35 protein-coding genes are annotated in these 18,513 nt (G+C 47.4%); all 35 read right to left on the reverse strand.

Going from position 1 to position 18,513, the window contains the following annotated elements:
- Positions 1-22: 22 nt before the first annotated feature.
- Entirely contained in the window at positions 23-820 is a 798-nt protein-coding gene (locus QOL74_RS16715) for an energy-coupling factor transporter transmembrane component T family protein (RefSeq protein WP_283410644.1), read from the reverse strand.
- Positions 813-1,676 carry an energy-coupling factor transporter ATPase gene (locus tag QOL74_RS16720; protein ID WP_283410645.1) on the reverse strand — a complete coding sequence of 288 codons (864 nt, stop codon included), beginning with the start codon at positions 1,674-1,676 and terminating at the stop codon, positions 813-815. Before QOL74_RS16720 ends, QOL74_RS16715 begins: the two co-directional genes overlap by 8 nt.
- Positions 1,652-2,515 carry an energy-coupling factor transporter ATPase gene (locus tag QOL74_RS16725; protein WP_430383882.1) on the reverse strand — a complete coding sequence of 288 codons (864 nt, stop codon included), beginning with the start codon at positions 2,513-2,515 and terminating at the stop codon, positions 1,652-1,654. Before QOL74_RS16725 ends, QOL74_RS16720 begins: the two co-directional genes overlap by 25 nt.
- A 65-nt stretch (positions 2,516-2,580) precedes the next feature.
- Entirely contained in the window at positions 2,581-2,922 is a 342-nt protein-coding gene (gene rplQ, locus QOL74_RS16730) for a 50S ribosomal protein L17 (protein ID WP_283410646.1), read from the reverse strand.
- Positions 2,923-2,965: 43 nt separating this feature from the next.
- Positions 2,966-3,913 carry a DNA-directed RNA polymerase subunit alpha gene (locus tag QOL74_RS16735; RefSeq protein ID WP_283410647.1) on the reverse strand — a complete coding sequence of 316 codons (948 nt, stop codon included), beginning with the start codon at positions 3,911-3,913 and terminating at the stop codon, positions 2,966-2,968.
- 72 nt (positions 3,914-3,985) lie between these two features.
- The gene (gene rpsD / locus QOL74_RS16740; RefSeq protein ID WP_283410648.1) at positions 3,986-4,609 is read right to left on the reverse strand and encodes a 30S ribosomal protein S4; all 624 of its coding nucleotides are present in this window, start codon (positions 4,607-4,609) and stop codon (positions 3,986-3,988) included.
- A gap of 28 nt (positions 4,610-4,637) precedes the next feature.
- Positions 4,638-5,036, reverse strand: a complete 399-nt coding sequence (gene rpsK / locus QOL74_RS16745; protein ID WP_283410649.1) for a 30S ribosomal protein S11 — start codon at positions 5,034-5,036, stop codon at positions 4,638-4,640.
- 22 nt (positions 5,037-5,058) lie between these two features.
- On the reverse strand, positions 5,059-5,430 hold the full coding sequence (gene rpsM, locus QOL74_RS16750; RefSeq protein ID WP_283410650.1) for a 30S ribosomal protein S13: 372 nt from the start codon (positions 5,428-5,430) through the stop codon (positions 5,059-5,061).
- A gap of 141 nt (positions 5,431-5,571) precedes the next feature.
- Positions 5,572-5,685 (reverse strand): 50S ribosomal protein L36, encoded by a 114-nt coding sequence (gene rpmJ, locus QOL74_RS16755; protein ID WP_283410651.1) that lies wholly within the window; start codon positions 5,683-5,685, stop codon positions 5,572-5,574.
- Positions 5,686-5,727: 42 nt separating this feature from the next.
- Positions 5,728-5,946 (reverse strand): translation initiation factor IF-1, encoded by a 219-nt coding sequence (gene infA / locus QOL74_RS16760; protein WP_283410652.1) that lies wholly within the window; start codon positions 5,944-5,946, stop codon positions 5,728-5,730.
- 7 nt (positions 5,947-5,953) lie between these two features.
- Positions 5,954-6,250, reverse strand: coding sequence for a KOW domain-containing RNA-binding protein (locus tag QOL74_RS16765; protein ID WP_283410653.1), 297 nt, complete (start codon positions 6,248-6,250; stop codon positions 5,954-5,956).
- A gap of 12 nt (positions 6,251-6,262) precedes the next feature.
- A complete protein-coding gene (gene map, locus QOL74_RS16770; protein ID WP_283410654.1) occupies positions 6,263-7,018 on the reverse strand; it encodes a type I methionyl aminopeptidase in 756 nt (251 codons plus the stop codon).
- 2 nt (positions 7,019-7,020) lie between these two features.
- A complete protein-coding gene (locus tag QOL74_RS16775) occupies positions 7,021-7,668 on the reverse strand; it encodes an adenylate kinase (RefSeq protein ID WP_283410655.1) in 648 nt (215 codons plus the stop codon).
- Between the two features lie 45 nt (positions 7,669-7,713).
- Positions 7,714-8,937 (reverse strand): preprotein translocase subunit SecY, encoded by a 1,224-nt coding sequence (secY, locus tag QOL74_RS16780; RefSeq protein WP_346771763.1) that lies wholly within the window; start codon positions 8,935-8,937, stop codon positions 7,714-7,716.
- Between the two features lie 51 nt (positions 8,938-8,988).
- Positions 8,989-9,432: a 50S ribosomal protein L15 gene (gene rplO / locus QOL74_RS16785; RefSeq protein WP_283410657.1), complete on the reverse strand. Its 444-nt coding sequence runs from the start codon at positions 9,430-9,432 to the stop codon at positions 8,989-8,991.
- A gap of 17 nt (positions 9,433-9,449) precedes the next feature.
- Positions 9,450-9,629, reverse strand: a complete 180-nt coding sequence (rpmD, locus tag QOL74_RS16790) for a 50S ribosomal protein L30 (protein WP_283410658.1) — start codon at positions 9,627-9,629, stop codon at positions 9,450-9,452.
- 12 nt (positions 9,630-9,641) lie between these two features.
- Positions 9,642-10,148 carry a 30S ribosomal protein S5 gene (rpsE, locus tag QOL74_RS16795; protein WP_283410659.1) on the reverse strand — a complete coding sequence of 169 codons (507 nt, stop codon included), beginning with the start codon at positions 10,146-10,148 and terminating at the stop codon, positions 9,642-9,644.
- 15 nt (positions 10,149-10,163) lie between these two features.
- A complete protein-coding gene (gene rplR / locus QOL74_RS16800; protein WP_283410660.1) occupies positions 10,164-10,532 on the reverse strand; it encodes a 50S ribosomal protein L18 in 369 nt (122 codons plus the stop codon).
- A 22-nt stretch (positions 10,533-10,554) separates the two neighbouring features.
- Entirely contained in the window at positions 10,555-11,094 is a 540-nt protein-coding gene (gene rplF, locus QOL74_RS16805; protein WP_283410661.1) for a 50S ribosomal protein L6, read from the reverse strand.
- Positions 11,095-11,123: 29 nt separating this feature from the next.
- Positions 11,124-11,522 (reverse strand): 30S ribosomal protein S8, encoded by a 399-nt coding sequence (gene rpsH, locus QOL74_RS16810; protein ID WP_283410662.1) that lies wholly within the window; start codon positions 11,520-11,522, stop codon positions 11,124-11,126.
- Positions 11,523-11,543: 21 nt separating this feature from the next.
- Positions 11,544-11,729, reverse strand: coding sequence for a type Z 30S ribosomal protein S14 (locus QOL74_RS16815; protein WP_283410663.1), 186 nt, complete (start codon positions 11,727-11,729; stop codon positions 11,544-11,546).
- Positions 11,730-11,751: 22 nt separating this feature from the next.
- A complete protein-coding gene (rplE, locus tag QOL74_RS16820) occupies positions 11,752-12,291 on the reverse strand; it encodes a 50S ribosomal protein L5 (RefSeq protein ID WP_283410664.1) in 540 nt (179 codons plus the stop codon).
- A gap of 29 nt (positions 12,292-12,320) precedes the next feature.
- A complete protein-coding gene (rplX, locus tag QOL74_RS16825; protein ID WP_283410665.1) occupies positions 12,321-12,632 on the reverse strand; it encodes a 50S ribosomal protein L24 in 312 nt (103 codons plus the stop codon).
- Between the two features lie 15 nt (positions 12,633-12,647).
- On the reverse strand, positions 12,648-13,016 hold the full coding sequence (rplN, locus tag QOL74_RS16830) for a 50S ribosomal protein L14 (protein ID WP_283410666.1): 369 nt from the start codon (positions 13,014-13,016) through the stop codon (positions 12,648-12,650).
- 26 nt (positions 13,017-13,042) lie between these two features.
- Positions 13,043-13,297, reverse strand: a complete 255-nt coding sequence (gene rpsQ / locus QOL74_RS16835; protein ID WP_283410667.1) for a 30S ribosomal protein S17 — start codon at positions 13,295-13,297, stop codon at positions 13,043-13,045.
- 46 nt (positions 13,298-13,343) lie between these two features.
- Positions 13,344-13,541: a 50S ribosomal protein L29 gene (gene rpmC, locus QOL74_RS16840; RefSeq protein WP_283410668.1), complete on the reverse strand. Its 198-nt coding sequence runs from the start codon at positions 13,539-13,541 to the stop codon at positions 13,344-13,346.
- Positions 13,531-13,974: a 50S ribosomal protein L16 gene (rplP, locus tag QOL74_RS16845; RefSeq protein WP_283410669.1), complete on the reverse strand. Its 444-nt coding sequence runs from the start codon at positions 13,972-13,974 to the stop codon at positions 13,531-13,533. The genes rpmC and rplP overlap by 11 nt, the downstream gene beginning before the upstream one ends.
- Positions 13,975-14,041: 67 nt before the next feature.
- Positions 14,042-14,713 (reverse strand): 30S ribosomal protein S3, encoded by a 672-nt coding sequence (gene rpsC / locus QOL74_RS16850; protein WP_283410670.1) that lies wholly within the window; start codon positions 14,711-14,713, stop codon positions 14,042-14,044.
- A gap of 1 nt (position 14,714) precedes the next feature.
- On the reverse strand, positions 14,715-15,062 hold the full coding sequence (gene rplV / locus QOL74_RS16855) for a 50S ribosomal protein L22 (protein WP_283410671.1): 348 nt from the start codon (positions 15,060-15,062) through the stop codon (positions 14,715-14,717).
- A gap of 34 nt (positions 15,063-15,096) precedes the next feature.
- Positions 15,097-15,378: a 30S ribosomal protein S19 gene (gene rpsS, locus QOL74_RS16860; RefSeq protein WP_283410672.1), complete on the reverse strand. Its 282-nt coding sequence runs from the start codon at positions 15,376-15,378 to the stop codon at positions 15,097-15,099.
- Positions 15,379-15,416: 38 nt separating this feature from the next.
- Positions 15,417-16,247 (reverse strand): 50S ribosomal protein L2, encoded by an 831-nt coding sequence (gene rplB / locus QOL74_RS16865; protein ID WP_283410673.1) that lies wholly within the window; start codon positions 16,245-16,247, stop codon positions 15,417-15,419.
- A gap of 28 nt (positions 16,248-16,275) precedes the next feature.
- On the reverse strand, positions 16,276-16,566 hold the full coding sequence (gene rplW / locus QOL74_RS16870) for a 50S ribosomal protein L23 (protein ID WP_343187429.1): 291 nt from the start codon (positions 16,564-16,566) through the stop codon (positions 16,276-16,278).
- The gene (gene rplD, locus QOL74_RS16875) at positions 16,566-17,189 is read right to left on the reverse strand and encodes a 50S ribosomal protein L4 (RefSeq protein WP_283410674.1); all 624 of its coding nucleotides are present in this window, start codon (positions 17,187-17,189) and stop codon (positions 16,566-16,568) included. Before rplD ends, rplW begins: the two co-directional genes overlap by 1 nt.
- Before the next feature lie 20 nt (positions 17,190-17,209).
- Positions 17,210-17,845, reverse strand: coding sequence for a 50S ribosomal protein L3 (gene rplC / locus QOL74_RS16880; protein WP_283410675.1), 636 nt, complete (start codon positions 17,843-17,845; stop codon positions 17,210-17,212).
- Between the two features lie 97 nt (positions 17,846-17,942).
- Positions 17,943-18,257 (reverse strand): 30S ribosomal protein S10, encoded by a 315-nt coding sequence (rpsJ, locus tag QOL74_RS16885; protein WP_283410676.1) that lies wholly within the window; start codon positions 18,255-18,257, stop codon positions 17,943-17,945.
- Between the last annotated feature and the right edge of the window lie 256 nt (positions 18,258-18,513).

An 18,513-nucleotide genomic window follows, 5' to 3' on the forward strand; every position in this document is an offset into this window, starting at 1 on the left:
TGCAACCTCCTGCTCACGGGCTCTAATACCACCGGAGCCAGAGCATGATGCCCATAAAGGCACTCATCAGCACCAGTCCTGCTGCATCTGCCTGTTGCCACTTCAACGCTTTCATCCGGGTACGGTTTTCGCCTCCCCGGTAGCACCGCGCTTCCATGGCCATTGCCAGGTCATCAGCACGTCTGAAAGAGCTGATGAACAGCGGCACCAACAGAGGCACCAGGCTTTGCGCCCGGTGAATGAGATTTCCACTTTCAAAATCGGCGCCTCGTGCCATCTGTGCTTTCATGATTTTATCTGTTTCTTCCAGGAGTGTGGGGATAAATCTGAGAGCGATGGTCATCATCATGGCCAGCTCGTGAGCAGGTACCCCCACTCTTTTCAGTGGATTCAGCAAATGTTCAATGCCATCTGTGAGGGTGATGGGTGAAGTGGTGAGGGTCAACATAGAGGTTCCCATGATCAAAAAGATCAGGCGCAAGGCCATAAAAACCCCTTGACGCAAGCCTTCCCATGTCATGTTGACTGGTCCCAGCTGAAAAAAAACGGTTCCTCTGGTCATAAACAGATTGATGAAAAAGGTAACCATAATCAGCACCATCAGTGGTCGAAGTCCTTTGAGCACATACCGCAAGGGCACTTTGGAACCCGTGATAACCATCAGCAGAAGTGCCATCACCACCAGGTAGGCTTTAAAGTCGCGGATCATAAAGAGCCCGGCCATGAACACAAAGGTACCGATGATCTTTGTCCGGGGATCCAGTCTGTGAATCAGGGATCCCGTGGGATAATGTTGTCCGATGGTGATGTCTTTAAGCATGCTGACTCCCTCTCAAATAACTCAGAATGACTTCTTTTGCCTCTTCAACGGTAAACACATCTTCTGGCAATGCGCATCCCCGTTGGTTCATGGATTTCATTAAATGAGTGATCTGCGGCACTCCCAATCCAATTTCCTCCAGCATTTCTGCCTGTTGAAAGATGGTGCGGGGGCTGCCTGTCAAGGCAACGGTTCCCTGATGCATGACAATGATACGATCCACTAATCGCCCGATGTCTTCCATGCTGTGAGAAACCAAGATGACCGTCAATTGTTGCTGGCGATGCAGGGTTTTTATCTGGTCCAGAATTTCATCCCTGCCCCGTGGGTCCAGGCTGGCCGTCGGTTCGTCCAGAATCAATATGTCCGGTTTCATGGCCAGCACACCTGCAATGGCCACCCGGCGACGCTGCCCTCCGCTCAAATCAAAGGGAGATCGGTCTTTCAGACCTTCATAGGGGAGCTTGACCATTTCCATTGCTTCTTTGACACGCTTCTGAATCTCCTGCTCATCAAGGTTTAGATTGGCCGGTCCAAAGGCAATGTCTTTTGCAACCGTCTCTTCAAAAAGCTGATATTCCGGGTACTGAAAAACCAGTCCCACTTTTTTGCGAATATCTTTCAGTTTAATCCCTGGTTTCGTAATATCCGTCCCGTCTATCCAGATACTGCCGGAAGTGGGCTTCAAAAGACCGTTCAGGTGCTGAATGAGGGTGGATTTCCCTGATCCGGTGTGACCTATGAGCCCTATGAACTCTCCGGGCTCAATGGTCAAATTGATATTCTTCAGGGCATGGGTTTCAAACGGGCTTCCAGGGTTATAGGTATGTGTCAGTTCTTGGATTTTAATTGACATAAATGGTTCACCATCTCTTCCACCGTCAGCACATCCTCAGGCAAATCAATGCCTTCACTTCGGAGTTCAGCTGCCAAATCTGTCATCTGAGGCACATCCAACCCCAGGGCTTTCAACTCATCCACCCGTGCAAACACTTCCCGGGGAGTACCCTGCATCACCAGCTGTCCGTCTTCCATGACCACCACCCGGTGTGCTTCAACGGCTTCTTCCATAAAGTGAGTGATATGAATCACCGTAATGCCTTCTTCCCGATTGAGGTTTCTAATGGCGTTCACCACTTCTCTTCTCCCGGAAGGATCCAGCATGGCCGTCGGTTCATCAAATATGATGCAGGCCGGTTTCATGGCTATCACACCGGCGATGGCAATGCGCTGCTTTTGCCCCCCTGACAAGAGGTGTGGTGCTTTATGCCTGTAGTCGCTCATGTCTACCCGGTGCAGGGCATTGGTTACCCTGATTCCAATTTCAGCAGGATCAATCCCCAGATTTTCAGGCCCGAAGGCAACGTCTTCTTCCACAATGGTGGCCACAATCTGATTATCCGGATTTTGAAAGACCATGCCTGCCGTCTGTCGTATTTCCCAGAGCAGTTCCTGTTTTTTCGTGTCCATGCCAGCTACCAGAACCGTTCCGGCAGTCGGGAGCAACAGTGCATTTAGATGCTTTGCCAGCGTGGATTTTCCTGATCCATTGTGGCCAATCACCACAAGGTGCTCACCCTTTGAAACGTTCAGGGTTACCTCTTTAAGGGCAATCAGATCGGCTTCATCATGACTTCTGTATTCAAAGGTCAAACCTTTGACTTCTATGATGGGTTTCTGTTGATTCATTTCCATCGACGATTCTCCTATACCCTAAAAAAACAGGGACTAAGCATGATGACTTAATCCCGAGTTAGTGTTTATACCAGTTCCAATACGACCATTTCTGCACCGTCACCTTTGCGCGGTTCCAATCTTAAAATACGGGTATATCCGCCATTGCGTTCCTGATACTTGGGTGCAATTTCATCAAAAAGGTTTTTGACAATGGTTTCTTCTGTGATGAAGGCAAGTGCCTGTCGACGGGCATGTAAGTCGCCACGTTTTCCAAGGGTGATCATTTTTTCAGCCAGTCTGCGGGCTTCTTTCGCTCTGGTGACAGTTGTTTGAATCTTGCCGTGCTTCAACAGACTTGTCACCATATTTCTGAGCATCAGATCGCGGTGCGCACTGACACGTCCCAGCTTTCGATATGCTGCCATGCTTTTCCCTCCTTACGATACAGTATCAAATCGATGCACCTGACTATTCTTCTTTGGATTTCAGACCCAGGCCCAATGCAATCAGCTTTTTCTGAACTTCTTCCAAAGATTTCTTGCCCAGGTTGCGAACTTTCATCATTTCTTCATCATTCTTTTGGGTCAGCTCTTCCACCGTATTGATGCCTGCCCGCTTCAGACAGTTATAGGAACGTACGGAAAGATCCAGTTCTTCAATGGTCATTTCCAGTACTTTTTCCTTTTCATCGTCTTCCTTCTGCACCATGATTTCAACAGCACTCACGTGCTCAGTCAGGTGAATGAACAGATTCAGATGCTCCGTCATAACTTTCGCAGAAAGAGACAGGGCTTCTTCAGGTTTGATGCTGCCATCAGTGTACACTTCCATGGTCAGTTTGTCGTAGTCGGTCATTTGACCCACACGGGTGTTGCCCACGGTATAACTGACCTTCTTCACCGGAGTAAAGATGGAATCCACCGGAATGACGCCGATGGGCATGGCTGGCGTTTTATTGCTTTCTGCCGCCACGTAGCCTCTGCCCTGTAACACATTCATTTCCATGTTTAAGCGCGCGCCTGCTGCTAAAGTGGCGATGTGCATTTCCGGATTGAGTATTTCAACATCCGCGTCTGCAATCAAGTCACCTGCCGTAACAGCTCCTTCGCCTTCCGCTTCGATACGCAGGGTTTTGGGTTCATTTCCATGTACCCGGATTGAAAGGTCTTTAATGTTCAGAATGATCTCTGTGATGTCTTCTTTTACCCCTTCAACATTGTCAAACTCATGCAGAATACCCTCAATGTGGACAGATGTCACTGCTGCTCCCGGCAGGGAAGACAGCATAATGCGTCGCATTGAGTTGCCCAGCGTTGTGCCGTATCCGCGTTCCAGCGGTTCAACAACAAACTTGCCATACGTGTTGTCCTCGCTGACTTCCACAATCTCAATCTTAGGTTTTTCCATTTCGATCATTCGACTCGTACCCTCCTTTTGACTCCCTGGTCACTCTGGCTCGTTGAGGGGATCAGTATCCGTTCTAACGGATTATCTGGAGTATAGCTCAACAATCAGGTTCTCGGAAATCGGCAGGTCAATATCTTCGCGGTTCGGCATGGAAACCACTTTCCCCTGCAGGTTTTCAAGATCAGCAGACAGCCACTCAGGCGCGTTTCCTTTTGCTTCTTCCACCTGGGCCTTGAACTTGGGAAGGCCTTTGGATCTTTCAGATGCTTTAATTTCATCACCTACAGATACCAGGTAGGAAGGAATATCTACCTTCTTACCATTTACCGTGAAATGACCGTGGACTACCAGTTGTCTGGCTTGTGCCCGTGAAGCGGCAAAACCCAGTCGGAATACCACATTGTCCAGTCTCGTTTCCAGGATTCGAAGCAGATTCTCACCAGTAATCCCTTTCTGATGATCAGCCATTTCATAATATTTTCTAAACTGAGTTTCCAAAACACCATAATGGCGCTTGGCTTTCTGTTTTTCACGCAGCTGGATTCCATAGTTAGACAGCTTTTTACGGCTGGTTCCATGTTGTCCAGGCGCCATGTTGCGCTTGTTGATTGCACATTTATCGGTATAGCACCGGTCGCCTTTTAAGTAAAGCTTCATTCCTTCTCTGCGGCATAGTCTGCACACAGCTTCGGTATATCTTGCCATCGGTTCATGACACCTCCTTAAATATCAATTAGACTCTTCGTCGTTTCGGTGGTCTGCAGCCATTATGCGGAATCGGTGTTTCATCCTTAATCATGCTCACTTCAAGGCCTGCTGCCTGCAGTGAGCGGATGGCTGCTTCTCGGCCCGCTCCGGGTCCTCGCACAAAAACTTCCACAGTTTTCAGCCCATGTTCCATGGCTGCTTTAGCTGCAGATTCTGCTGCCATCTGGGCAGCAAAAGGAGTGGATTTTCGGGAGCCTTTGAATCCCAGCTGGCCTGCACTGGCCCAGGCAATGGTGTTGCCGCTGGTGTCTGTCAGTGTGATGATTGAATTATTAAAAGTGGACTGAATATGTGCATGACCACGTTCGATATTCTTGCGTTCTTTTCTTCTTCGGCTGACTTTCTTGCGTACTGCTTTTGCCATTCGCTCTTCCCTCCTTACTTAACTATTTTTTCTTCTTGCGTCCAACAGTCTTTTTGGGACCTTTACGTGTTCTCGCATTGGTTTTGGTCTTTTGTCCATGCACCGGCAATCCTTTAATGTGTCGGATCCCACGATAGCATCGAATTTCTTTTAGACGTTTAATGTTCAGCGCAATTTCCCGGCGCAGATCACCTTCTACATGGTAGTCGGTGTCAATGGTCTTACGAAGTGAGCTAACTTCTTCTTCGGTCAGATCCTTAATGCGGGTATCCGGGTTAATGTTGCAGCTTGCCAGAATTTTATTGGATGTGTTGCGTCCGATTCCAAAAATATAGGTCAGTCCAATTTCAACGCGTTTATCTCTGGGTAAATCCACACCAGCAATACGTGCCATTAACAAATACACCTCCTAAATCAGTTCCTTAAGTTTATTCAACGTTAATTTATATGTGACGGTGATAACTGCGAAGTGTCCTTCGCTCTATTGCACAGGGAATCAGGTAAACCTGACAGCCGCTCCCTGAAATCCATAGGGTTATCCTTGTTTTTGTTTATGCTTGGGGTTCTGGCAAATCACCATAACTTTCCCACTGCGGCGAATCACCTGACATTTTTCACAGATAGGTTTTACGGAAGCTCTCACTTTCAACCTAATCCCTCCTTCTTCAACGTTCACTTGTGGATTAGCCGGTTACTTTTTACGCCAGGTGATGCGGCCTCTCTTTAGGTCATAAGGAGACAGTTCCACAGTCACCTGATCTCCCGGAAGAATTCGGATAAAATGCATTCGGAGTTTTCCGGAGATATGGGCCAAAATTTCATGACCGTTTTCCAGCTGTACAATAAACATGGCATTCGGTAATGCTTCTTTGACGGTACCTTCTACTTCAATGACATCTTTCTTTGACATGCAGCCATCACCCTCCATTCTTCCCCGGCTCGTTGTCCGTCAATCTTTCCAGTTCAACTCTTATCAGGGCATTGTTCATTTTCTTCTCCGACAGAATGCGTTGTCGAATCTCTTCGGAGATCAGGCCCGCCGAGACGAAATGCTTGCTCTTTTTCTTCTTGGGCCTGTCAAGTCTTCGCAGCTTGCCGTCAACCAGCAAAGCGTGGGTTTCATCCAGTACATCGATGACAACCAGATATCTTCCTTTGTCCCGACCCTGAATCGACCTGACTACCTGCCCAATTTGAAGTGGTTCCTGTTTCACAATGTCACCTCTTTACCCGGCATTCAGCACTGTCAGCAATTCTGGTTCTCCATCAGTGATGGCGATGGTATGCTCATGATGTGAGGAGCATTCGCCATCTGCAGTGATGACCGTCCATCCGTCAGGCATGACGTTTACTTGGTATGTTCCCTGATTGATCATGGGCTCAATGGCCAAAACCATACCTGATTTAAGTCTCGGTCCTTTTCCCGCCAACCCGAAATTGGGAATCTGGGGTTCTTCGTGCAGCGCTGTCCCAATGCCATGTCCCACATAATTTCGAACCACTGAAAAGCCTGCTGCTTCTACATAAGACTGGATCGCATGGGAAATATCTGACAATCGATACCCTTCCCGGGCATATCGGATTCCCTCATAAAAGCTGTTCCTTGTGATGTCGATGAGCCGTTGTGTCTGGGTACTGATGGTACCCACCGGATAGGTTTTGGCAGCATCTGCAAAGTATCCGTTAAGTTGAACGCCTGTATCAATGCTGATCATGTCGCCTTCCACAAGTTGAACTTGGCCTGGGATTCCGTGGACCACCTGGTGGTTAATGGAGCTGCAGATGGAGGCTGGAAAACCGCTGTAACCCTTAAAAGCAGGCACACCACCTCTGGAACGTATGTGGGCTTCCGCCGCTTCGTCCAGTTCTATGGTGGTAATTCCCGGCCGTACCATCTGTTTCATGAGGTCGTGGACTTCTGCCACAATGACCCCGGCCTTTCTGATCTGTTCAATTTCCTGTCGAGATCGGATGTTTATCATGATCAAGCGTCCTTTAATGCTTCGTATATGGCTGTTGTTACCGCTTCAATGCTCTGTTCTCCATCGATGGTGACCAATAAATTCTGTGACTGGTAGAATTCAATGAGCGGAGCTGTTTCGTTCTCATAAACCTGGATGCGTTTTTCAGCCGTTTCCCGCTGATCATCCTTGCGTTGAATCACTTCGCCCCCGCAGGAATCGCAGATCCCCTCGGCGGCTGTTGGTTTAAAGGCAACATGATAAGTTGCGCCACACCGTTGACACACACGCCGGCCGATCGCCCTCTCAATGAGAGTTTCTCTGGCCACATGTATGTTGATCACCCTGTTAAGGGCACTGCCATCTTCCTTTAAAAACCGTTCCAGCGCCTCCGCCTGAACAACAGTGCGTGGAAAGCCATCCAGTAAAAATCCCTTCTGGCAGTCCTCCTGCTTTAACCGGTCCTGGACGATGGCAACCACCAGCTCATCGGGCACCAGCAGCCCCTGATCCAGATAGCTCTTTGCTTCTTTACCCAGGGGGGTTTCCTGCTTGATGTTGGCCCGGAAGATATCACCGGTGGAAATTTGTGGAATGTGATACTTGTTTATCAACGATTGTGCCTGTGTTCCTTTTCCTGCGTTGGGCGGTCCCAGCAGAATGAGTCTCATCTTATCATCTCCCATGGAGTCTGTTGACAATCGAGGCACAAGGAATTACTTCAGAAAACCCTGGTAGTGACGCATCATCATTTGCGCTTCGATTTGCTTCACCGTTTCAAGGGCAACCCCGACAACAATCAGTAAGGCTGTGCCTCCGAAAGATACCGGCATGCCTGTGAAATTAAGAATGATCATCGGCATCATGGCAATGGCAGCCAAAAAGACAGCTCCAGCCAGTGTAATGCGATTCAGCACTTTTGCCAGGTAATCGGAAGTGGGTTTTCCAGGGCGAATGCCTGGGATAAAACCACCATTTTTCTTCATATTAGATGCAATTTCAACAGGATTAAAAGTGACTGCTGTGTAAAAATAAGTAAAGAAGATAATCAGCAGCGCACTCATCAGCGCATAAATGTAAATCCCCGGGTTGCCACTGGGTGAAAGCCATTTGGCAATGAACAGGGCAAACCCACTGTTTTCACCCACAAAGAACGCAATGGTCTGTGGAAATGCCAGAATTGACATGGCAAAGATCACAGGAATAACACCTGCCTGATTCACCTTCAGCGGAATATGAGTGCTTTGTCCGCCGTACATTTTTCGGCCAACAACGCGTTTTGCGTACTGTACAGGAATCTTGCGCTGGCCTTCCTGAATAGCTACAACACCTGCAACGATGAACATCGCCACAATGGCAAAAATGACAAGTGTGATGATGTGAATTTCTCCCTGTCTGGTAAGCATAAAGGTGCGGTACACCCCGTCAGGAATCCCTGCCACAATACCAGTGAAGATCAGAAGAGAAATTCCGTTTCCAATGCCATGCTCTGTAATCTGCTCACCTAACCACATGAGGAACGCTGTTCCAGCCGTCAGAGTTAAGATCACCACGATAATGCTGAAGGTGTCACGCCGAATCAGGGCTCCCCGGAACAGTCCCACACTGATACCAGTAGCCTGGATCAACGCAAGGACCACTGTTCCATAACGGATATACTGGGCAATTTTCTTTCTTCCCTCTTCGCCTTCCTTTGACAACTCTTCCAATGCAGGGATCGCAATGGTCAAAAGTTGCATGATAATGGAAGCGGTGATGTAAGGTGTGATACTGAGAGCAAAAATGGTCATGTTTCCAAAAGCTCCGCCGGAAAACATATCAAACATTGACAGGAGCCCTGCATTCTGAACGATATCTCGAACATAGTCAATGTTCACACCTGGCACCGGAATAACTGCCCCGAGGCGGAAGATCATCAGCATCAACATTGTGAAAGTCATTTTTTTGCGCAGGTCCGGGATTTTCCAGGCATTTCTCAGGGTAGCGAGCAATTAAATCACCTCAGCCTTTCCGCCGGCATTTTCGATCTTCTCAATGGCGGATTTGGTAAACTTGGCAGCTTTTACCGTCACTTTTTTTGTCAGTTCGCCATCGCCAAGCACTTTCAATCCGTCTTTTTCGATTTTTTTGATGGCGCCAATTTCTTTCAGCAGTTCAGCACTGACTTCTGTCTGATCTTCAAAACGGTTGAGATCGTCCACATTGATAAGATTGTACTGCTTTTTGAAGATGTTTGTAAAGCCTCTTTTGGGAATTCGTCTTGCCAGGGGCATTTGGCCACCCTCGAATCCAATACGAACGCCGCCGCCGCTACGGGAACGCTGTCCGTCGCCGCCTCGGCCGGCACTTTTTCCAAGTCCTGATCCGGTTCCACGGCCTTTACGCTTGGTTTTATGAACACTGCCTTTGGCAGGTCTGAGTTCATGCAGTTTCATGGTCACACCTCCTGTGCTTAAATCTCTTCCACTTGAACCATGTGCTTAATAACTTCTATCATCCCATTCAAAGATGGGGTCATTTCTTTTTCCACTGATTGCCCAATCTTTTTCAGGCCAAGGGCCGCCACGGTTTTACGCTGCTTGGGCAGTCTTCCGATCAGGCTTTTGGTCAGTTTAATTCTCACTGTCGCCATGATGTTTCACTCCTAACCCATAATTTCTTCTACGGTTTTACCCCGCAGACGAGCGACGTCTTCGGCCCGCTTCAGCTGTTTTAATCCTGCCATGGTTGCATTTACCATATTGCGGGAGTTATTTGATCCCAGAGATTTGGCTCGAACATCTTTAAGTCCAGCCAGTTCCAATACTGCACGTACAGGGCCGCCGGCAATGATTCCGGTACCTTCAACCGCAGGCATAATTAGGACTCTGCCTGCACCAAAGTGGCCTTTGACTTCGTGGGGTATGGTGGTTCCCAGAATTGGCACCTGAATCATGTTCTTCTTGGCATCTTCAATGCCTTTTCGAATGGCATCCGGAATTTCCATTGCTTTACCGGATCCAATGCCTACACGACCGTTTTCATCACCGACGACAACAATGGCTGCGAAACGGAAGTTCCGACCACCTTTGACAACTTTGGTGACGCGTCTAATATCAACAACTTGCTCTTTAATGTCAAGTTGTGAAGCATCAATTCGAACTTTCTGCATGGTTTTCCCTCCCTCCTAAAACTTCAGACCGGATTCCCGTGCGCCTTCGGCGAGGGCTTGCACCCGTCCATGATAGATGTAACCGCCACGGTCAAAGGTAACGGTCTCAATGCCTTTTTCTTTGGCGCGTTCTGCCACCAGCTTTCCGACAATTGCGGCTGCTTCTTTGGAACCCGTGGACTTCACCTGTCCTTTTACCGGTTGTTCCATGGAAGAGGCGGATACCAGTGTAATGCCTCTTGCATCATCAATTACCTGTGCATAAATGTGGCTCAGGCTGCGATAAACATTTAATCTAGGCCGTTGTGCCGTACCGGCAACCTTGTTGCGCAGGCGCATATGCCTTTTTAAACGTAAGCTATTTTTACTGGGCTTCTTAAGCAACGTGTGACACCCCTTTCATTGACTATTTGCCGGTTTTTCCTTCTTTACGACGAATGATTTCGCCGGCATATCGAACACCTTTGCCTTTGTATGGCTCAGGCTTGCGGTAAGCTCTGATTTTAGCGGCATAGTTGCCGACCAGTTGCTTATCAATTCCTTTAACAATAATTTCTGTTTGAGAAGGCACATCAAGTGTAATGCCGTCTGGCTCTGTCAACTCAACGGGATGAGAGTAACCGAGGCTCAAAACAACCTGACTGCCCTGCTTGTTGGCACGATATCCAACACCAACAATTTCCAGCTTCTTTTCAAATCCTTTGGTGACACCTTCAACCATGTTGGCCACCAGTGACCGCGAAAGGCCATGCAGGGATTTATGTTTTTTAAGATCGGATGGCCGGGTAATGGTAACGACACCATCTGCCACTTCGACCGAAATCTCTTTGCTGATTTGCTGGGAAAGTATTCCCATAGGTCCTTTAACCGTTACCAGGTTTTTTTCGTCGACTTTAATCTCAACGCCCTGTGGCAAATCAATTGGTTTCTTTCCAATTCTGGACATGCTTCCACCTCCTGTTCGATCGCCGGAGATTACCAGACGTAAGCGATGACTTCGCCGCCTACACCTTGCTCTCTGGCTTGTTTGTCAGTAATCAGACCTTTTGATGTTGAGATAATGGCAACACCCAGGCCTCCAAGTACTTTGGGAACGTCATCTTTGTTGGCATAAACCCGGAGTCCCGGTTTTGAAATTCGCTTGATGCCGGTGATGACTTTTTCGTTTTCACGGCTGTATTTCAACTGAATGCGGATGATTCCCTGTTTGCCGTCTTCGATGACGTCAAAGCTTTTAATGAAGCCTTCCGCCAGCAAAATTCGCGCAACTTCCTTTTTGATGTTGGAAGCAGGAACGTCTACCGATTCATGCTTTACTGCACTCGCATTTCTGACTCTTGTCAGCATATCCGCCAATGGATCAGTCATTGTCATGGCATTACCCTCCTTCCTGGTTTACCAGCTGGCTTTGCGAACCCCTGGTATTTGTCCTTTGTATGCCAGTTCTCTGAAACAAATCCGACAAATGCCGAACTTGCGTAGTACTGCGTGCGGTCTTCCGCAACGCTTGCAACGTGTATAGGCACGTGTGGAATATTTCGGTTGTCTCGATTGCTTCACTTTAAGCGATGTTTTAGCCACCGGCTTGTCCCTCCTTTAATTACTACTTTGCAAACGGCATACCCATTAATCGAAGCAGTTCACGACACTCTTCATCTGTTTTGGATGTGGTGACAAAGATAATATCCATGCCGCGGGTGGTTTCCACTTTATCATAGTCAATTTCCGGGAAGATCAGATGCTCTTTGATTCCCAGTGAGTAGTTACCCCGTCCGTCAAACGCTTTTGCACTGACACCTCGGAAATCTCGTACGCGGGGAAGGGCAATGTTCATCAGGCGATCAGCAAACTCATACATCTTTTGGCCCCTCAGGGTTACTTTTGCTCCCACCGGCATTCCTTCACGTACTTTAAAGTTTGAAACTGATTTTTTTGCCCGGGTGACAACAGGTTTTTGTCCAACGATGAGTGTTAGTTCACCGACTGCCGACTCCAGTGCCTTGGCATTGTCTTTTGCATCGCCAAGCCCCATGTTGACTACAATCTTTTCAAGTCTTGGAATTTCCATGACTGATTTATATTGAAATTTCTCTTTCATCGCAACGGTAACTTCGGTGTTATACTTTTCTTTCAATCTTGCCATCGGTGGTCGTACCTCCCTTCTCCATCAAATTAATCAAGTACTTCTCCGGTTTTTTTGCTTACACGCACTTTCTCACCGCTATTGAGCATTTTGAATCCAACCCGAACGCCTTGGTTGGCTTTCTTTTCAAAATACATGACGTTTGATACATGAACGGGAGCTTCCTGGGTAACAATACCACCCTGCTGGATTTTTTGAGTCGCTTTCTGGTGCTTTTTAACCATGTTGACACCTTCAACGATAACCCGTTGCTCTTTCGGGAACACTTGGAGAATCTGGCCTTTTTTGCCTTTATCCTTACCGGCGATCACCACAACGGTGTCTCCTTTTTTTACTCGCATGCAGCACACCTCCTTTTATAATACTTCCGGTGCCAGCGAGACAATTTTCATGAATTCCTTGTCCCGAAGTTCTCTGGCCACGGGTCCGAAAATACGGGTTCCCACAGGTTGTTTGTCGTCTTTAATAATGACTGCCGCATTCTCGTCAAAACGGATATGAGTTCCGTCTTTACGACGTACAGTGGCATTGGTGCGAACAACCACAGCTTTGACAACCGTTCCTTTTTTGACAACTCCGCCGGGTGTTGCGCTTTTAACAGAACAAACGATAACGTCACCAATTCTTGCATATCTTCTTCTGGTACCGCCAAGCACACGAATGCAAAGCAGTTCTTTTGCACCTGAGTTGTCAGCAGCTTTCAGCCTGGATTCCTGTTGAATCATTGCGGCCCCTCCTTCCAATGTAAGTCTTACTTCGCTTTTTCGATGATTTGAACCAACCGCCATCTTTTATCTTTTGACATGGGTCTGGTTTCCATGATTCGAACGCGATCACCAGCTTGACACTGGTTCAGTTCGTCATGGGCTTTGAATTTTTTGGTCCGCTTCACTGCTTTTCCGTACAGCGGATGTCTTTCTTTATTCACAACGGATACGACAATGGTCTTATCCATTTTATCGCTGGTAACCATACCGACTCTTGTTTTTCTGGCTTTTCTTTCCAAGACAAGGGCCTCCTTTCACGTAAACTCCGTATGGGATCAAAGCGGACTATCCTTCGTTGATTTCACGCTCACGCAAAACAGTTTTCACACGTGCGATATCTCTTTTGACATGGCGGATCCGCAAAGGGTTTTCCAGCTGACCGGTTGCTAACTGAAAGCGCAGGTTAAACAGTTCACCTTTATGATCGGTCAGTTTCTGTGTCAATTCTGCACTTGTCATATCTTTCAAAGCATTAGCTTTCATCAGCTTCACCACCTATTCCTTCTAATTCTCTTCTGGAAACAACTTTGCATTTCACCGGCAATTTATGCATTGCCAGACGCATTGCTTCCCGGGCTTTTTCTTCAGATACGCCGGCAATTTCAAACATTACCCGGCCCGGCTTAACAACTGCAACCCAAAACTCGGGAGCACCTTTACCAGCACCCATGCGGGTTTCAGCTGGCTTCTTGGTTACCGGCTTATGTGGGAAAATTTTGATCCATACCTTACCACCACGTTTGATGGATCGGGTCATGGCAATACGTGCTGCTTCAATCTGATTGGAGGTGATCCACGAGGCTTCAGTTGCCATCAGGCCAAAATCACCGTATGAGACTGTATTTCCTTTCATCGCGCGGCCTTCCATTTTACCCCGGAAAACACGGCGGCGTTTAACACGTTTAGGCATTAACATGCACGATTCCTCCTTCCTGTCACATGTTGCTCAGGCTGACACCTGTATCATGATGACGCTGCGTCAGTTATTGAGCCGCAGCTTCCTTTTTTTTGTCTGTTTTCTTTTCAGGAAGTATTTCACCCTTGTAGATCCAGACTTTCACACCCAGTTTTCCATAAGTGGTAGTGGCTTCGTGAAATCCATAATCAATGTCTGCCCGCAATGTGTGCAGCGGCACATTTCCTTGATTATAGCCCTCAGTACGAGCAATTTCAGCACCGCCCAAACGACCTGCGGTTGCAACCTTAACACCTTTTGCTCCAGCACGGAATGCCCGTTGCATTGCCTGCTTCATGGCTCGGCGGAAAGCAACACGACGCTCAAGTGATAACGCAATGTTCTCAGCTACAAGCTGTGCATCGATTTCGGGGTACTTGATTTCAACTACGTTGATCAGCGTGCTTTTCCCTGTCATTTTCTCCAGGTCTTTGCGCAGCTCTTCAACACCCTGTCCACCTTTGCCGATAACCATGCCCGGTTTTGCTGTATGAATGTTAACTTTCACCCGATTGTTGGCTGCACGTTCAATTTCAATCTTTGACACGCCTGAAGTAAACAGTTTGTCTTTGACATACTTTCGAATGTTGCAGTCTTCAATCAGAATGTCGCCAAAATCTTTTTTGTTGGCATACCATTTGCTATCCCAGTCTTTAATAATGCCAACTCGTAACCCATGAGGATTTACCTTTTGACCCATTCTATCCCTCCTTACCCGGTTTTTCCCGTAATACGACACCAATATGGCTGGTTCGTTTCAGGATCTGTGAAGCCCTTCCCTGAGCGCGGGGTCTGAAACGCTTCAGCGTGGGGCCCTGATTTGCATAAATTTCTGCCACATACAGGCTGTCTTTATTCATCTGGTGATTGTTCTCTGCATTGGCAATGGCAGATTTCACAATTTTTTCAATGACCGGCGAAGCACCACGGGGGGTAAACTTCAAAATGGCCAACGCTTCATCTACCTTTTTGCCTCTGATCAGATCGGCAACCAGCTTTGCTTTTCTCGGAGCAATGCGTACATGTCTGGCTACTGCTTTTGCTTCCATAGCCATAAACCTCCTTTCGTCGCTTTCAGTTTATCTATTTCCGTTTGCTGCTTTTTTCGGAATCGTCATGGCCACGGTAGGTACGTGTCAACGCAAATTCTCCCAGCTTATGACCGACCATATCCTCCGTTATGTACACGGGGATGTGTTTGCGCCCATCATGCACCGCAATGGTGTGTCCGATCATTTGCGGAAAAATAGTGGATGCCCGGGACCATGTTTTGATTACTTTTTTGGATCCGCCATCGTTCATTTCTTCAATTTTTTTCAACAGTTTTTCATGGACAAAAGGTCCTTTTTTTGAAGATCTGCTCATTCTTGTTCCTCCCTTCGGCAGCTTAACGTGCGCTCTGCTTACTTCTTGCGCCGTTTGACAATCATCTTGTCAGATGCTTTGTTCTTTTGGCGGGTTTTGTATCCCAAAGCTGGTTTTCCCCAAGGAGTTACCGGCCCTGGACGTCCAATGGGTGCTCGACCTTCACCACCACCGTGAGGATGGTCATTGGGGTTCATGGCAGAACCGCGCACTGTTGGACGAATGCCCATATGCCTGGTACGTCCCGCTTTACCGATGCTGATATTCTCATGATCAAGGTTGCCCACCTGCCCGATGGTTGCACGACACTCAATCAAAATATAACGAATTTCTCCGGAAGGCAAACGCAACAGCGCGTACTTCCCTTCTTTTGCCATCAACTGAGCTGAGTTGCCGGCAGCACGGGCAATCTGCCCGCCTTTTCCGGGTTTCATTTCAATGTTGTGCAACACAGTACCGACGGGAATGCTTTTCAATGGAAGCGCATTGCCAACTTTAATATCGGCACCTTCACCTGACTCAACTTTGTCTCCCACTTTCAAGTGGTTTGGAGCCAGAATGTAACGCTTGTCACCATCCGCATAATGCAGCAACGCAATGTTGGCACTACGATTGGGATCATACTCAATGGTAGCCACTTTTGCCGGCACACCATCTTTGTTTCTTTTAAAATCAATGATTCTGTATTTTCTCATGGCACCGCCACCGCGATGGCGAACCGTGATTTTACCCTGTGCATTTCTTCCCCCACTCTTTTTCAGGGGTGCCAGAAGAGATTTTTCCGGTTCTACTTTTGAAAGCTCCTCAAAGGTGGATACGGACATATGTCTTCTGGCCGGGGAAGTGGGTTTGTATTTTTTTATCGCCATAACTTTACCTCCTCCACAAAGCCGTTAATTACATGCCTTCAAAGAATTCAATTTCTTTGCTTTCTGCTGTCAGTTGAACAATGGCTTTTTTCCAGTCTGGGCGTTTGCCAACGTGGCGGCCCATTCTTTTGGTTTTGCCTTTCATGTTCATGGTGTTGACGCTGTCAACCTTCACCGAAAAGATTTTTTCGATGGCATTTTTAATCTCGGTCTTGTTGGCATTTTTGCGAACCACAAAGGCGTATTTTTTATCAGCCAGGCCGCTCATGCTCTGTTCAGTGACCAGAGGTCTTAAAATCACGCTGTACGGATCAAACATTATGCGTACACCTCCTCCACTTTCTCAACGGCATTTCTGGTGATGATGAAGCGGTCATACTTCAGAATGTCGTAGACGTTCAGGGTATTCACCAGTGTTGTTTGTACGCCGGGAATATTTCTGGCTGAACGGATTACACTGTCATTTACCTGCTCCATAACGATGAGCGCTTTGCCGTCAACTTTAAGGTTTTTAAGAATGTTGGTCATTTCTTTTGTTTTGGGCTGTTCCATTTGCAGATCATCCAAAACAATCAGCGTTTCACTGAGTACTTTTGATGAAAGTGCCGATTTCAGCGCCAAACGTCTCACCTTTTTGGGCAGCTTATAGCTGTAATCCCTGGGTTTGGGTGCAAAGACAGTTCCTCCACCAACCCAGATGGGTGAACGGCTGGACCCATGACGGGCACGACCGGTTCCCTTTTGACGCCAGGGCTTTCTGCCGCCGCCTCTTACTTCTGCGCGGGTTTTGGCAGACTGTGTTCCTTGTCGCTTATTGGCTAGCTGATTCTTAACAACAGCATGCATGACATGCGTGTTAATCTCTACGCCGAAAATGCTGTCGTTCAGCTGAATTTCACTGACTTTTTCTCCAGATACATTGTAAACGGGTACTGTAGGCATTTAAGCTCCTCCTTTCCAACCTATTTTTCCTGAGTTTTTCGAGCTTCTTTCATGAATACCATGCCTTTTTTGGGGCCGGGAACGGCACCTTTAACCAGAATGGCGTTTCTTTCAGCATCGACTCGAACCACTTCCAGATTTTGCATTGTAACGCGTACGGAACCCATTTGTCCTGGTAACTTTTTACCTTTAAATACGCGGCTGGGAGAAGAAGATGCTCCCATGGAACCTGGATTTCTGTGATAGTGAGAACCGTGGGTCATGGGGCCGCGGCTTTGGTTGTGCCGTTTGATAACACCCTGGAAGCCTTTACCTTTGGAAGTACCGGTAATGTCAACCTTGTCACCCGCCACAAAGACATCAGCATTTAATTCCTGTCCAACTGTGTAGGTGGATGGGTCTTTCACTTTGAGTTCACGCAGGTACTTGCGATAAGCAACGCCCGCTTTATCAAAGTGGCCTTTGGCCGGTTTAATGGTGCGATTCTCTTTGGTGGTGCTGAAAGCTATTTGAACTGCAGTATAGCCTTCTTTTTCTTTTGTTTTGATCTGTGTGACCTGGTTGGTTTCGACAGCGATGACAGTCACCGGGATCACGTTCCCCAGTTCATCAAACACCTGGGTCATACCAACTTTTCTACCCATTAATGCTTTCATGTTCAAAACACCTCCTGTTAATCTTACAGCGGATTGCGTCAGCAATCATACTAAGATTGATCCTCTATAAAAGATCGATCAAACAATCGCTGCTTTCCTATAACTTGATTTCAATATCCACGCCCGCCGGCAGATCCAGTTTCATCAGTGAATCAACGGTTTTGGGTGTGGGGCTCAGAATGTCAATGAGACGTTTGTGAGTGCGCATTTCAAACTGTTCTCTTGAATCTTTGTGTTTGTGTACTGAGCGCAGGATGGTAACGATCTGCTTTTCAGTAGGCAGGGGGATTGGCCCTGACACATCTGCACCACTTCTTTTAGCAGTGTCGACAATCTTTTCTGCCGATTGGTCCAGCACCTTGTGATCATACGCCTTCAATCTGATTCTGATTTTTTGTTTTGCTTTAGCCATTTGCTAACCTCCTCCATTCGCACGTTTTCGTGCGACAGGACATGAACACTGCTCCGGGTGTGTTGCATTTTTTTAAATCCGAAACATTTCTATCCAGTCGCCTGATTCTTAGATCCGACATTCTCCACGGAAATTCCCCTTCGAAAGGCCACCTTCCGCTTCATCGCATAAAATGGGACACTTAAGTATTTTATAATACAATTGCAAGAAAAGCAAGATGGTTTGACTATTTTTTTCTGCAAAAACCATCTTTATT

Source organism: Anoxynatronum buryatiense, from assembly GCF_900182905.1.
Lineage (GTDB): Bacteria > Bacillota > Clostridia > Peptostreptococcales > Tindalliaceae > Anoxynatronum > Anoxynatronum buryatiense.